Origin of the sequence: Acidovorax sp. LjRoot194 (genome assembly GCF_964253015.1) — a bacterium.
Taxonomy (GTDB): domain Bacteria; phylum Pseudomonadota; class Gammaproteobacteria; order Burkholderiales; family Burkholderiaceae_C; genus Acidovorax.
This window is the reverse complement of the sequence record NZ_CAXUQB020000001.1, coordinates 390,106-403,458: the sequence shown is the minus strand read 5'-3', so window position 1 is coordinate 403,458 and position 13,353 is coordinate 390,106. Positions and strand designations below refer to the sequence as shown.

Sequence of the window (13,353 nt, the reverse complement as noted above, 5' to 3'; positions counted from 1 at the left end):
CCAGGGCGTGCCCCGGGCGCGCAAGGCTTCGACGAGCTCGGCACGAACGGTTGGGGGATGTGGCATCTGATGGAAGTCGCTCATCAAGCCACACAATTTCAAATCAAACAGCCGCCTACCGCTTTCTGGACAAGCGCGGAAAGCTATTAAAACAATAGCAAATCCAATCCCCTGCAACACAGGCGGCAGCCGTTGGGGCTGGTGCCCCCCCTCACACGTTGGTGCGCTGCGTCAGGGCAGCGGCAAGGGCACGTCGGCCGCCCGGCGGGGCTTGCCGATGGGGGCGGAGGCCAGACCCTTCTGCACGGCGGCGATGTCTTCTTCGCTGGGGTAGTCGCCCTGCAGCCAGTAATCGAACACACGGCGCGCGATGGGCGCGGCATGCGCTGCGCCAAAGCCCGAGTTCTCCACGATCACCGCAAGGGCGATGGAAGGCGTCTCGGCGGGGGCGTAGGCAGCAAATAGCGAGTGGTCGCGCTGGTGCTCTTCGAGCGCCTTGGCGTTGTACTTCACGTTCTGGCCCAGGCTGACCGCCTGCGCCGTGCCGGTCTTGCCCGCCGAGGTGTAGGGTGCGCCGGCAAACACGCGCGTGCCGGTGCCGCCCTTGTTCACGCCCACCAGGGCGTTGCGCACGATCTCCACGTTCTTGGGGGAATAGCCCAGGTTCTCGCCCGGGGGCTGCACGATCTCGGTCACCACGCCGGTGACCGAGTTCTTGATGGCCTTGGCCAGGTGGGGGCGGTAGCGAGTGCCGCCGTTGGCCAGCGTGGCCTCGGCCAGCGCGAGCTGCAGCATGGTGAAGTTGTTGTAGCCCTGCCCGATGCCCAGGGACACGGTCTCACCCGGGAACCAGCGCTTCATGTCGGCGCGCTTGTAGGTGTTGCGCTTCCACTCGGTGCTGGGCAGCGTGCCGCGCACTTCACCGTTCAGGTCGATCCCCGTGCTCTGGCCAAAGCCCAGCGGTTTCATGAAGTCGTGGATGGCGTCCACGCCCATCTCGACGGCCAGCGAATAGAAGTAGGTGTTGCTCGAGAACTGGATGGCGCGGTGCATGTCCACCCCGCCCAGGCCGCCTTCGTGGCTGCGGAAGGTGTGGCCACCAAACGTGTACGAGCCCGGGTCGTTCACCACCAGGCTGGGCGAGCGCTTGCCCAGCTGCAGGGCCGCCAGCGCCATGAAGGGCTTGTACGTGGAGCCCGGTGGGTACGTGCCGCGCAGTGCGCGGTTGAGCAGGGGCTTGTCGATGGATTCGTTGAGCGCCGCCCAGTTCTCCACGTCGATGCCTTCGACAAAGAGGTTGGGGTCGAACGTGGGCTTGCTCACCAGCGCCAGGATCTCGCCGTTGCGCGGGTCGATGGCGACCAGCGCGCCGCGGCGGCTGCCGTAGAGCTCTTCGATGAGTTTCTGCAGCTTGATGTCGATGGACAGCATCACGCTGTCGCCGGGCGTGGCCGCGTGGCTCGACAGCTTGCGCACCGCGCGGCCGCCGGCCGATGTCTCCATCTGCTCGACGCCGGTGGTGCCGTGCAGCGACGACTCGAAGCTTTGTTCGACCCCGAGCTTGCCGATGTACTCGGTGCCCCGGTAATTGGCCTCGTCTTCCGAGTCCTGGATGCGCGCCTTTTCCGGCTGGTTGATGCGGCCGATGTAGCCGACGGCGTGGGCGCCTACTTCGCCCATCGGGTAGTTGCGAAACAACCGCGCCTTGATGTCCACGCCCGGAAAGCGATAGCGCTGCGCGGTGAAGCGCGCGACCTCCTGGTCCGTAAGGCGTGTGCGGATGGGCAGGGATTCGAAGTTGCGCGACTCTTCCATCAGCCGCTTGAAGCGGCGGCGGTCGCGCGTCTGGATGTCCACGATCTTGGCCAGCTCGTCGATGGTCTCATCGAGCACGCCCGCGCGCGAGGGTGTGATCTCGAGCGTGTAGGCCGAATAGTTGGTGGCCAGCACCACGCCGTTGCGGTCCAGGATAAGCCCCCGGTTCGGCACGATGGGCACGACCGCCGTGCGGTTGCTCTCGGCCTGCGCGGCCAGGTCGTCATGGCGGACCACCTGCAGATACACCAGCCGCGACACCACCAAGCCGAACGCGAACAGGACCACCAGCCCAATGATGAACGCCCGCAGCCGAAACCGCGATGCGTCGGCTTCGCTGTTGCGCAGCTCAGTCATCGTTGCGCTCCATGGCAAAACCCAAGCGCGCTCTGCGAGACGGCTATGCCCCCGGCGATTGCCACCACTGGAGCTGACGGCAAGAGGCCACGGGCGTGCCCCCGTCCCGACAGAAAGAGCGAAGACGCGAAGTGGCGCAGAAGCTGCCTCACCACTCGGCGCAGCGATTGCGAGCGCACGGCCCAGGCCAGCGCCACCGTGGAACTGGCTCTGCCAGGCCACGGGTGGCGTCCCCCTCCCGAAGGAGAGGGGGAAGGCGCGAAGCGACTCAGGGGGAGCTTCATCACAACGGCCGGTTCTGATCACGGTCCGGCGGCCGACGCTGCGGCGCCAGCAGCACCCAGCTGGCCAGCGGCCACAGCAGCGCCTCGATCAGCGGCGCCAGAAAGCTCCACAATCCGGGGAAGATGCCCCCCGCCGCCATGCGCAGCAAAAGCTCGATCGCATGCGCCAGCGCAAACAGCGGCAGCACCTGCAGCGCCTGCGACGGCACGCTGAACCACAGCAGTCGGCGGTGGACGGCGATGGCGCCGAACGACAGCACGGTGTAGGACAGCGCATGCTGGCCCAGCAGCGCCGACTGGCTCACGTCCATGCACAGGCCCAGTACGAACGCCACGCCCATGCCGATGCGCAGCGGCTGGTGCACGCCCCAGAAGACCAGCAGCACCATGAGCAGGTCAGGCGTCCAGACGATGCGGCCGAGCGGCAGCATGTTGACCGCCAGGCCCACGGCCAGGCTGACGCCTATGAACACCGGGTTGACCGGCAGGAGCAAGGGCTCGCCGCGCGGCATGATCATGGCGTGGGGCCTTTCAGAAATTGCAGCAGTGTGTCCGCCGGGGCGCATGGCCTGGGCGATGCCACGGGTCGGACGAGCGCGTGTTGCAGCATCCGCATCGTCGTCATCCCTTGCGCGTGCCGCGTTTGGCCGGCGCCGGGTGGGCAGGCTCGGGCCGGGGCAGTACGTTGTCGGCCAGCGGCTTGAGCACCACCACGTGGCGCGCGCCCTGCACCTGCGCCAGCGGCACGCAGTAGATGCGTGCGAAGGCCGAGTCGGCCCGGCGCTCCACACGCACGACCTTGGCCACGGGCAAGCCCGAGGGGTAGAGCCCGTCCACACCGCTGGTGGTGAGCAGGTCGTCCTCGCGCACATCGGCGTTGGCGGGCATGAAGCGCAGCTCCATCCCGCCGCCGTGGCCTGCCACCGGGTCGCCGTAGGCCACGCCGCGCGCGCCGGTGCGGATGTTCAGCACGGGGATGGCCTGGTCGCGGTCCACCAGCAGCGTGACCTCGCTCACCAGCGGGAACACCCGCGTGACCTGGCCCAGCACACCGGCCTCGTCCATCACGGGCGAGCCCAGCTCCACGCCGCCCATCTGGCCACGGTCGAGCACCACGCGGCGCGTGTACGGGTCGGCGGTGTCGTAGATCACCTCGGCCGCCTGGGCCGGCGTTTCGAGCCGCTCGCGCAGCGCCAGCAGTTGCCGCAGGCGCGTGTTTTCCAGCGCCAGCTGCTCGGCCTGGGTGGCGCGCTGGCCCATGACGGTCATCTTCTTGCGCGCGTCGTCCAGCTCTTGCTGTGCCGTGGTCAGCGACTGAAAATAGTCCGAGCTGTGGCCGGCCATCTCCACCGGCTTGAGCATGAGCCACTGCACGGGGTACAGCACCGTGCCCACCGCCTGCCGGAAAGGCCCGGTGAGCTGAAAGCGAGCGTCGGCCACCATGAGAAACAGCGCCAAAGCGCTGTAGACGGCCAAACGCGACAGGGCCGAAGGGCCTTGCTTGAAGAAGGGGGGAGCGCTGCGCTCGAGGGTACCCAGAGGCATGTCAGTGATTCATAGCGCTGTGCGCCAGCCCCCCGGCCTACGAACCTGGCGAGATCAACGCCAGTGCACCCGCAGAACTGGCTTTGCCAGGCTGCTGGGTGCGTCCCCCTGCCCGCAGCGCACGGCGCTGCGAGAGCGGGGAGAAGCCGCGAAGCGACTCAGGGGGGAGTGCCATCATTCACTGGTAAAGATGCTGCCCAGGCGGTCCATGCGCTCCAGCGCAATGCCACAGCCGCGCACCACGCAGGTCAGCGGGTCTTCGGCCACCAGCACCGGCAGGCCGGTTTCTTCGGCCAGCAGGCGATCCAGGTCGCGCAGCAGCGCGCCGCCGCCGGTCAGCATCATGCCGCGGTCGGCAATGTCGGCGCCGAGTTCGGGAGGGGTCTGCTCCAGCGCGTTCTTGACGGCGGAGACGATCTGGTTCAAGGGGTCGGTCAGGGCTTCCAGCACTTCGTTGGAAGAAATGGTGAAGCTGCGCGGCACGCCTTCGGACAGGTTGCGGCCCTTGACTTCCATCTCGCGCACTTCGGAGCCGGGGAAGGCCGAGCCGATGTTCTTCTTGATGGCTTCTGCAGTAGGCTCGCCGATCAGCATGCCGTAGTTGCGGCGGATGTAGCTGATGATGGCTTCGTCGAACTTGTCGCCGCCGACGCGGACGCTGCCCTTGTAGACCATGCCGCCCAGCGAGATCACGCCCACTTCGGTGGTGCCGCCGCCGATGTCGACGACCATGGAGCCCGAGGCTTCGGAGACCGGCAGGCCCGCACCGATGCCGGCAGCCATGGGTTCTTCGATCAGGTAGACGGCGGTGGCGCCAGCAGCTTCTGCGGCGTCCTTGATGGCGCGGCGCTCGACCTGGGTGGAGCCGCAGGGCACGCAGATGATGATGCGCGGGCTGGGGGTGAACAGCGTGCGCGGGTGCACCATCTTGATGAACTGCTTGATCATCTGCTCGGTGATCACGAAGTCGGCGATCACGCCATCCTTCATGGGCCGGATGGCTTCGATGTTGCCTGGGACCTTGCCCAGCATGGCCTTGGCTTCGCGGCCTACGGCCTGGATGACTTTCTTGCCGTGGGGCCCGCCTTCGTGGCGAATGGCCACCACGGAAGGCTCGTCGAGGACGATGCCTTTGTCGCGGGCGAAGATGAGGGTGTTGGCTGTGCCAAGATCAATGGCAAGGTCGGTGGAGAAGTACCGACGGAAAGCTCCGAACATTCAAAAATCCTCTCAGGCACGGCATGCACGTCGGCCTGCCATCGCCGGGTGTGTCAGGGAATAGTGGGGGTCAAATATCGCTTTTTTCGCACAATGACCGGCTGAAAAGAGGGTATTGCGGCAAAGCCGGGATAATACCCGATCCCCTGTGAATAACTCCCCCCGGCGCGGCGTGGATCACAGCTTTACTTCTGGTTTCTCTAGATTCTCCTCCCTATGGCACTGACCCCCCAGGACATCGGCCGCATTGCCAATTTGGCGCGGCTTGAGCTGACACCCTCCGAAAGTGAGCGCATGCTGACACAGCTCAATGGCTTCTTCGACATCGTGGAGAAGATGCGGGCTGTGGATACATCGGGCGTGGCACCCCTGGCGCACCCCGTGGCGGCCATCCAGGACGTGGCCCTGCGCCTGCGCGACGACGTGGCCAGCGAGCCCAACCAGCGGGAAGCCAATCAGAAGAGCGCCCCTGCCGTGGAGCGCGGCCTGTTCCTCGTTCCCAAAGTGATCGAGTAAGGAAGGCCCGCATGACCATGACCACGAACAAAGCCCTGCACGACCTGGGCGTGACCGAACTGGCCGCCGGCCTGCGCGCCAAGCAATTTTCTGCGGTGGAAGCCGCGCAGCATTTTCTGTCGCGCACCCAGGCCCACCCCCAACTGGGCGCCTTTGTGGCGCTGAACGCAGAAGCCACCTTGGCGCAGGCGCGCGCCGCCGATGCCCGCCTGGCGGCCGGCACGGCAGGCGCACTGGAAGGCGTGCCGCTGGCGCACAAGGACATCTTCGTCACGCGCGACTTCCCCAGCACCGCAGGCTCGAAGATGCTGGTGGGCTACCAGTCGCCGTTCGACGCCACGGTGGTGGCCAAGCTGGCCGACGCCGGCGCGGTGACGCTGGGCAAGCTCAACTGCGACGAGTTCGCGATGGGCTCGGCCAATGAAAATTCTGCCGTGGCCCCGGTGGGTTTCGATGCGCCCGCACCGGTGCGCAACCCGTGGGACACGAGCCGCGTCCCCGGCGGCTCCTCGGGCGGCAGCGCCGTGGCCGTGGCTGCGCGCCTGGCGCCGGCCGTGACCGGCACCGACACGGGCGGCTCCATCCGCCAACCGGCGTCGTTCTGCGGCATCACCGGCATCAAGCCCACCTATGGCCGCGCCAGCCGCTACGGCATGATCGCTTTCTCCTCCAGCTTGGATCAGGCCGGCCCGATGGCCCGCAGTGCCGAGGACTGCGCGCTGCTGCTGTCCGCCATGTGCGGCCCCGATCCGGACCGTGATTCGACGAGCCTGGATGTGCCTGCGGAAGACTTCAGCCGCTCGCTCAACGACTCCATCGACGGCCTGCGCATCGGCATCCCTGCCGAGTTCTTTGGCGAAGGCCTGGCCCCCGACGTGCGCGCGGCCGTGGACGGCGCGCTCAAGGAATACGAGAAGCTCGGCGCCAAACTCGTGCCCATCAGCCTGCCCCGCACGGAGCTGTCGATTCCGGTGTACTACATCATCGCCCCGGCCGAGGCGTCGTCCAACCTGTCGCGCTTCGACGGCGTGAAGTTCGGCCACCGCGCCAAGGACTACACCGACTTGGTGGACATGTACAAGAAGACGCGGGCCGAAGGTTTTGGCGACGAGGTCAAGCGCCGCATCATGATCGGCGCCTACGTGCTGTCCCACGGCTACTACGACGCGTACTACCTGCAGGCACAAAAGATCCGCCGCATGATCGCCGACGACTTCCAGAACGCGTTCAAGGATTGCGACGTGATCGCCGGCCCCGTGGCGCCCACCGTGGCCTGGAAGCTGGGCGAGCACGGCAACGACCCGCTGGCCGACTACCTGGCCGACATCTTCACCCTGCCCGGCTCGCTCGCCGGCCTGCCCGGCATGAGCGTGCCCGCCGGCTTTGGCGAAGCCGGCATGCCTGTGGGCCTGCAGCTCATCGGCAACTACTTCCAGGAAGCCCGCCTTCTGAACGCTGCGCACCGCCTGCAGCAAGCCACCGACTACCACCTCCGCCAACCCGGAGGCCTGTGACATGACGACGACCCCCAAATTGATCCACGGCTACGAAGTCGTCATCGGCTTCGAGACCCACACCCAGCTTGCCACGCAGAGCAAGATCTTCAGCCGCTCGCCCACGGCCTTCGGCGCCGAGCCCAACACCCAGGCATCGCCGGTGGACCTGGCGCTGCCCGGCACGCTGCCGGTGATGAACCGCGAAGCGGTGGTGTGTGCTATCAAATTAGGACTGGCTCTGGGCTCCCACATTGCGGAGAAGAGCATTTTTGCCCGCAAGAACTACTTCTACCCCGACCTGCCCAAGGGCTACCAGATCAGCCAGTTCGAGATCCCGGTCGTGCAGGGCGGTGAAGTGCAGTTCTTTCTGGGCGATGAGAAACGAACCGTGCGCCTGGTGCGTGCTCACCTGGAAGAAGATGCCGGCAAGTCCCTGCACGAGGACTCAGCACTCGGAGGTGGGGGCCAGTCCGGCATCGACCTGAACCGCGCCGGCACGCCGCTGCTGGAGATCGTGACGGAGCCCGACATGAGCTCGAGCGAAGAGGCCGTGGCCTACGCCAAGGAGCTGCACAAGATCGTGACCTGGATCGGCATCTGCGACGGCAACATGCAGGAAGGCTCGTTCCGCTGCGACGCCAACGTCTCGGTGCGCAAGCCGGGCCAGCCCCTGGGCACGCGCCGCGAGATCAAGAACCTGAACAGCTTCAAGTTCATGCAGCAGGCGATCGACTACGAGATCCGCTGGCAGATCGAGGAGATCGAAGACGGCCGCGCGATCCAGCAGGCCACCGTGCTGTTCGACCCCGACACGGGCGAGACGCGTGCGATGCGCACCAAGGAAGATGCAGCCGACTACCGGTACTTCCCGGACCCGGACCTGCCGCCGCTGTACATCTCGCAGCAGTGGATCGATGAGCTGCGAAGCCAAATGGATGCGCTGCCCCGCGTTGTTGCTGCGCGATACGTAAAGGACTATGACTTGTCGGAGTACGACGCATCAGCCCTCACGCAAAGCAAGTCGACGATGGTTTACTTTCAGCAGGTGGTACAAGGGGCAGGTGCACCAATTTCACCAAAAATCGCGTGCAACTGGATCATGGGCGAGCTTTCGCGCCGACTCAATTCTGATGAGGTTGCGATTGAGCATGCGCCGGTCAAACCACCGCAACTGGTCGCCTTGTTGACTCGGATTGCCGACGGCACCATCTCCAACAACGCGGCCAAGCAGGTGTTCGACGCGCTGTGGACCGGTGACGGCCACGAGGTGGATGCCGTGATCGAGACCAAGGGCCTCAAGCAGATGAACGACACCGGCGCGCTGGAGGCGATCATCGACGAAGTCATCGCTGCCAACGCGGACAACGTGGCGCAGTTCCGCGCGGGCAAGGACAAGGCCTTCAATGCGCTGGTCGGCCAGATCATGAAGGCCAGCAAGGGCAAGGCGAACCCCCAGCAGGTCAACGACGTGCTGCGCGCCAAGCTGGCAGGTTAAGTGATCAACTCCGGGGGTGGAGAACTCCCCGGCATGCAGCAACGAAAAAGGGGCATCACGCCCCTTTTTTTTGTGCCATCGCCCCGCTGCGCGCAGGCCGGATACAAGCTCTTTGAATCTACCGCCTAGCGTGACGCCGCAGGCGCAGCAAGCTCTCCTGCGCCGGTGGCCGCAGGTGCTAGGACAGGCGCTCGCTGCGATTCCCACAGCTTGCGCAGCAGCGCCAGCTCGGTATCGAAGCGCTGGTGCACCCGTCGCTTTTCCTGGTCCTGCCCGGCCAGAAAGCGTTGCTGCTCGGCAATGCTGTCTTCGTTTTCGGCGATCTTGCGGCGCAGTGTCATGGGCGCCTTGTTAGGGTCCTTCTTGTAGAACTCCATTTCGGTATCGAAGCCTTTGCGCTGCTGCTTGAGTTCGGCAATGCGCTTCTCTGCCGTGGCCGTGACGTCGTCCACCAGTTGGATGGCGGCGGCGCGCTCGACATCGTGCGTGGCCTTGTCGGGGTAGCGGGCCGTGAGCACGCGCTCGCGCCGGCGCTCTTCGACGACACGGGCGCGCTCTTCGGCCTCCTTGCGGCGCTGCACTTCCTGGGCCGCACGCTCGTTCTCCGTGAGCGACGGGCCGATCTGGCGGCGGACCGTACCCGAAGGGCTCAATTCGCGCTGCTCACGGTCCAGGCACTCTGGAATGGGCCGGTCCGCCGTGAGCTTGCGTCCATTGCGGTCGACGCAGGTGTAGATACCGCCCGGCTGCGGTTGCGCGCGCGCGGCCTCCGAACCCAACATGGCACACATCACCGCCCCAACGGTCCACGCCAACCTGCTCAAGTCATTTACCTCTCATTGACGCCGTACCGCTGGCGGTACGCCAGCACATTCTCATGATGGGAACGCATCCCCTCCCCCCCGTTATGCGAGAGATACAGCAATAAGTCTGCCAGCCGCGCAATGGTGCACACCTGCATGCCAAGTTGCTGGCGCACATACTGGACCGCGCTGTGGTCCACGTCCTGGCCATTCTCGGTGGCTTTCTCCTGGCGGTCCAGCGCAATAGCTACCGCGTGCGGAGTGGCACCGGCTGCGCGGATGATGGCGATCGACTCGCGGGCTGCCGTGCCTGCGGACATCACGTCGTCCACGATGAGCACGCGGCCCTTCAGCGGCGCCCCCACCAGCGTGCCGCCCTCGCCGTGGTCCTTGGCCTCCTTGCGGTTGTACGCAAAAGGCACGTTGCGACCCAGCCGCGCCAGCTCCACGGCCACCGTGGCGGCCAGCGGTATGCCCTTGTAGGCCGGACCGAAAACCATGTCGAATTCGATGCCGCTGGCGATCAAGGCTTTTGCATAGAATTCCGCCAGCCGGCCCATCTTGCTGCCGTCGTCGAACAGCCCCGCATTGAAGAAGTACGGGCTCAGGCGGCCGGCCTTGGTCTTGAACTCGCCGAAGCGCAGCACACCCGATTCGACGGCAAAACGTACAAAATCCTGTGCCAGCTCGCCCTGGCCATCTTTTTGTGCGCCAACATCCACCATGGGAAAATCCTTGTTCAAATTAACCAGCCTCAATCTCAATGGCATCCGCTCGGCCACCAGCAAAGGCGTGGAAAGCTGGATGGCAGCCACGCGGCCGGATTGTATTTGCGTGCAGGAAGTCAAAGCCCAGGCGGCCGACATTGCCAACCGCTTCGAACGCGTGGCGGACCTGCAGGGGCATTTTCACTTCGCCCAGAAAAAGGGCTACTCCGGCGTGGGCATCTACACGCGTCACGAGCCCTCCGATGTGGTCGTGGGCTATGGCTCGGCCGAGTTCGACGCCGAGGGCCGCTATGTGGAACTGCGCTTTGATACGCCCGCGCGCAAGCTCTCCATCATCAGTGCCTACTTCCCCAGCGGCTCGTCGGGTGAAGAACGGCAACTGGCCAAGTTCCGCTTCCTGGCGGAGTTCCACCCCCATCTCATGCGCACCAAGGGCGAACGCGATTTCATCCTGTGTGGCGACGTCAACATCGCCCACCAGCAGATCGACCTGAAAAACTGGCGCAGCAACCAGAAAAACAGCGGCTTCCTGCCCGAAGAACGTGCGTGGATGACAAAGTTGTTACACACAACTGATGAAGGCGGCGGCTTGATCGACGTTTACCGTCAGTTACAACCTACCGCCACGGACACTGCCTACACCTGGTGGAGCAATCGCGGCCAGGCGTATGCGAACAATGTGGGGTGGCGTCTGGACTAGATAGTGCGGCAAAAAACCCACATTTTTACGTCTGTTCGTTTCGTGCATGCGGAAGTCGTAGTCGATACTCAGCGCAGCGTGATCGCTGAACTTTCGCGTCTGATGAACGTTGGCGACGCTTTCAGCCTCAACCGACTCCGATATCGCGATTTGATAATGCTGCGACGCAGGAGAAGTCCTTCCGCCGGTTGGTCCAATACAATGCGTTCATGGGCAGTCTGTCCTGCGCGAAGCTGGCCGCACTTGACTGAACCTACCGTCGGGAGACAGATATGAAGTTCGGTGAAGTGCACGCCCGCAAAAAAGAGTTGCAGTTGATGGGCGAAAGGGTGACAACGTGGTCTAGTCCTGTGGCTGGCTTTGCGTCTAAGTGCCCTCACCACGAAGCCGATGTCTTCCGGCGAGAAGGCCTCATGCCATGACGACGGCCGCCACGAATCTCTCCGCTATCTCCCGACTTTTCTCGTCCACCGTGTTCCGAGAGCTTGCGGAGAGGGGGCGCTCGCCGCTCTTTGCACGGCTGCTAGCAGACAGTGGATTGATGGACGCGCTACTTGCCGCCGAGACAGTGGGCACGACCTTTGACTTAGCGTTCGCAACTCTAAGGAAGGCCGGAGGGCGGGACGAATACGTCTACAAGTCTGCCCTAACGCATAACATCTTGCTTGGTCGTCATTCGCTTGGCACCGCGAGTCTGCTTACGGAATTTCGCGCCGGCTCTTGCAAGGCGGATGTGGCGATTCTCAACGGCACTTCGACAGTCTATGAAATCAAGTCTGAGCGCGACACGTTGAGTCGACTTGAAAATCAGGTGCAAAACTATCGGAAAGTGTTCGCCAAAATCTACGTCGTTGTGGCCGAGCCGTTCATTGACCAAGTCTTGGAACTGACTGATAGTGATATCGGCGTGATGAGTTTGGCACGCTGGAACCGGGTTAACACTGTTCGTGAGGCTGTTGACCGGGCTGACGCCGTTTGCCCTAGAACGGTATTCGACTCGCTGCGATTGGCTGAGGCGATGATGATCTTGGACAGTTTTGGAGCAGCAATCCCCGACTTGCCCAACACTAAGATTCGCGAGGCGGTGAGGCAGCAATTTGTGTTGCTACCCCCTCAGTTCGTGCATGCCGAAATGGTGCGTGTGCTCAAACGCACACGCAGCCTTGCCTCCCTGAGCAGCTTGGTTGATCGACTTCCACACTCCTTGAAGACTGCCGCACTGTCCACCAAGCTGCGCCTGAAAGACCATCAGCGACTGCTGACAACCCTAAGCACACCAACTCACCAAGCAATGGAGTGGGCTACCTGATGTACTACCCCTATTTCCGTGGTAAGCAATTCGAACTTATTGCCATCAGAGAAAGTGCAGTCGTTCTAGCCCAGTCGAACTTTTGTCCGATCATCGAGCCTGTCAGGGAAACTCTGAATGGCTTGCACAAGACGTTAACTGAAATCTGCAAGGCGCATGGAAAGGCAGTCGTCATTGTCAATCCGTTGCATGGAGACCATTCAGAGGACGGCAAGGGCATCACCGACTTGCTCACGGGCGAGTACCTCGATAAGCCAGGAGTTTCAGCTGGCATTCTTCTTCGGGCAAACATGACCCCCGCAGATGCACTTGCCTGCTATCAGAAACACTTAGCTCATCAGCCCATGTTCATACATGCGGGGTTCACTGAGGCACGAGCATTTGCGGAACTGCTAGGAGGCAACTTACCTAAGACTCGGCACGCTTTCGTCGAGGCGCATTGCGGCAAGCTTTACCGCCGGCACTATGACGGATGCTTCCGAGTTCTCATACGCGACGGATTCCAGAAAAGGAAGAACGCGGATCATCCGCCGGTAGAGGAGTTTTCCGATCTTCATGTGACCTACCCAGATGAAGGTATGAACGGCTTCGGCGACTTCCTAACCGTCGGAGATGATTTTTCGGAAGGCGGTGGGCCAGCGTATGCGGTTGCAATCCATCTAACGTTCATCGAGTCGAAGAAGGACGATGCAATGTACATCTACCACTTTGTCTCTACAACACGCGATACGCCAACTGACCCCGCCGGGAAGTTTGGACAGGCACTAGAAAAGCTTGTAGAAAAGTACAGCAGCGGTACTTCCAATCTGTACAACACAACCGCAATTCAAGAGCTTCAAGAGCTCCATGACAAGGGCCACTTCCCCGGCCTGGGCGTGGTGAAAAAGCTTTCGATGAAACATCACATCGAAACGCTCGCTACTTTTCTCGGCTGAGTGTCATGCCTTCGTACTGCTGCTCGGAATGTTTCGGCGACCGTGGCCTGCGGCGAAGCGTCATTCCATCGCGTACAAGTGTTCGTGGCCAGTGCGACTTCTGCAAAAAAGCGGAGGTTGATTTAGTAGAGCCCGGAGCTCTTTCGGATGAG

At 63.3% G+C, this 13,353-nt stretch carries 11 protein-coding genes and 1 pseudogene; 6 read left to right on the top strand and 6 right to left on the bottom strand.

From position 1 onward, the window contains the following. Positions 1-231: 231 nt before the first annotated feature. The 4 genes from mrdA to ACSQ3N_RS01860 form a co-directional block, all read right to left on the bottom strand. Entirely contained in the window at positions 232-2,172 is a 1,941-nt protein-coding gene (mrdA, locus tag ACSQ3N_RS01875) for a penicillin-binding protein 2 (protein ID WP_436145463.1), read from the bottom strand. Between the two features lie 283 nt (positions 2,173-2,455). Continuing rightward, a complete protein-coding gene (gene mreD / locus ACSQ3N_RS01870; RefSeq protein ID WP_436145462.1) occupies positions 2,456-2,974 on the bottom strand; it encodes a rod shape-determining protein MreD in 519 nt (172 codons plus the stop codon). Between the two features lie 103 nt (positions 2,975-3,077). Beyond that, the gene (gene mreC / locus ACSQ3N_RS01865) at positions 3,078-4,001 is read right to left on the bottom strand and encodes a rod shape-determining protein MreC (protein ID WP_436145461.1); all 924 of its coding nucleotides are present in this window, start codon (positions 3,999-4,001) and stop codon (positions 3,078-3,080) included. A 174-nt stretch (positions 4,002-4,175) separates the two neighbouring features. Then, positions 4,176-5,219 (bottom strand): rod shape-determining protein, encoded by a 1,044-nt coding sequence (locus tag ACSQ3N_RS01860; RefSeq protein WP_005798130.1) that lies wholly within the window; start codon positions 5,217-5,219, stop codon positions 4,176-4,178. Positions 5,220-5,435: 216 nt separating this feature from the next. On the opposite strand from ACSQ3N_RS01860, the gene gatC reads away from it, so the two are divergent. The 3 genes from gatC to gatB are packed head-to-tail and all read left to right on the top strand — an operon-like array spanning position 5,436 to position 8,726. After that, positions 5,436-5,735, top strand: coding sequence for an Asp-tRNA(Asn)/Glu-tRNA(Gln) amidotransferase subunit GatC (gatC, locus tag ACSQ3N_RS01855; RefSeq protein ID WP_056164851.1), 300 nt, complete (start codon positions 5,436-5,438; stop codon positions 5,733-5,735). An 11-nt stretch (positions 5,736-5,746) separates the two neighbouring features. Further along, complete coding sequence (gene gatA, locus ACSQ3N_RS01850) at positions 5,747-7,249, top strand: Asp-tRNA(Asn)/Glu-tRNA(Gln) amidotransferase subunit GatA (protein WP_436145460.1); 1,503 nt, start codon at positions 5,747-5,749, stop codon at positions 7,247-7,249. Between the two features lies 1 nt (position 7,250). Next, complete coding sequence (gene gatB, locus ACSQ3N_RS01845; RefSeq protein WP_436145459.1) at positions 7,251-8,726, top strand: Asp-tRNA(Asn)/Glu-tRNA(Gln) amidotransferase subunit GatB; 1,476 nt, start codon at positions 7,251-7,253, stop codon at positions 8,724-8,726. 125 nt (positions 8,727-8,851) lie between these two features. On the opposite strand, the gene ACSQ3N_RS01840 is transcribed toward gatB, so the two are convergent. Then, positions 8,852-9,508 carry a DUF4124 domain-containing protein gene (locus ACSQ3N_RS01840; protein WP_235507286.1) on the bottom strand — a complete coding sequence of 219 codons (657 nt, stop codon included), beginning with the start codon at positions 9,506-9,508 and terminating at the stop codon, positions 8,852-8,854. A gap of 47 nt (positions 9,509-9,555) precedes the next feature. Beyond that, positions 9,556-10,254 (bottom strand): orotate phosphoribosyltransferase, encoded by a 699-nt coding sequence (gene pyrE, locus ACSQ3N_RS01835; RefSeq protein WP_056164911.1) that lies wholly within the window; start codon positions 10,252-10,254, stop codon positions 9,556-9,558. 10 nt (positions 10,255-10,264) lie between these two features. Between pyrE and ACSQ3N_RS01830 the strand changes: the two are divergent. From ACSQ3N_RS01830 to ACSQ3N_RS01820, 3 genes and pseudogenes are all read left to right on the top strand, one after another. Next, positions 10,265-10,954 (top strand): annotated as a pseudogene (locus ACSQ3N_RS01830) (exodeoxyribonuclease III); the annotation flags it as partial. Between the two features lie 421 nt (positions 10,955-11,375). Next, positions 11,376-12,266, top strand: coding sequence for a sce7726 family protein (locus ACSQ3N_RS01825; RefSeq protein WP_436145458.1), 891 nt, complete (start codon positions 11,376-11,378; stop codon positions 12,264-12,266). Beyond that, complete coding sequence (locus ACSQ3N_RS01820; protein ID WP_436145457.1) at positions 12,266-13,201, top strand: sce7725 family protein; 936 nt, start codon at positions 12,266-12,268, stop codon at positions 13,199-13,201. The genes ACSQ3N_RS01825 and ACSQ3N_RS01820 overlap by 1 nt, the downstream gene beginning before the upstream one ends. Positions 13,202-13,353 lie beyond the last annotated feature (152 nt).

Excerpts from the sequence above, each read along its gene's own strand:
- pyrE (WP_056164911.1), bottom strand. The coding sequence starts at position 10,254 with ATGGTGGATGTTGGCGCACAAAAAGATGGCCAGGGCGAGCTGGCACAG.
- ACSQ3N_RS01820 (WP_436145457.1), top strand. The coding sequence starts at position 12,266 with ATGTACTACCCCTATTTCCGTGGTAAGCAATTCGAACTTATTGCCATC.
- mrdA (WP_436145463.1), bottom strand. The coding sequence starts at position 2,172 with ATGACTGAGCTGCGCAACAGCGAAGCCGACGCATCGCGGTTTCGGCTG.
- ACSQ3N_RS01825 (WP_436145458.1), top strand. The coding sequence starts at position 11,376 with ATGACGACGGCCGCCACGAATCTCTCCGCTATCTCCCGACTTTTCTCG.
- mreC (WP_436145461.1), bottom strand. The coding sequence starts at position 4,001 with ATGCCTCTGGGTACCCTCGAGCGCAGCGCTCCCCCCTTCTTCAAGCAA.
- gatB (WP_436145459.1), top strand. The coding sequence starts at position 7,251 with ATGACGACGACCCCCAAATTGATCCACGGCTACGAAGTCGTCATCGGC.
- gatA (WP_436145460.1), top strand. The coding sequence starts at position 5,747 with ATGACCATGACCACGAACAAAGCCCTGCACGACCTGGGCGTGACCGAA.
- ACSQ3N_RS01840 (WP_235507286.1), bottom strand. The coding sequence starts at position 9,508 with ATGTTGGGTTCGGAGGCCGCGCGCGCGCAACCGCAGCCGGGCGGTATC.
- mreD (WP_436145462.1), bottom strand. The coding sequence starts at position 2,974 with ATGATCATGCCGCGCGGCGAGCCCTTGCTCCTGCCGGTCAACCCGGTG.
- ACSQ3N_RS01860 (WP_005798130.1), bottom strand. The coding sequence starts at position 5,219 with ATGTTCGGAGCTTTCCGTCGGTACTTCTCCACCGACCTTGCCATTGAT.
- gatC (WP_056164851.1), top strand. The coding sequence starts at position 5,436 with ATGGCACTGACCCCCCAGGACATCGGCCGCATTGCCAATTTGGCGCGG.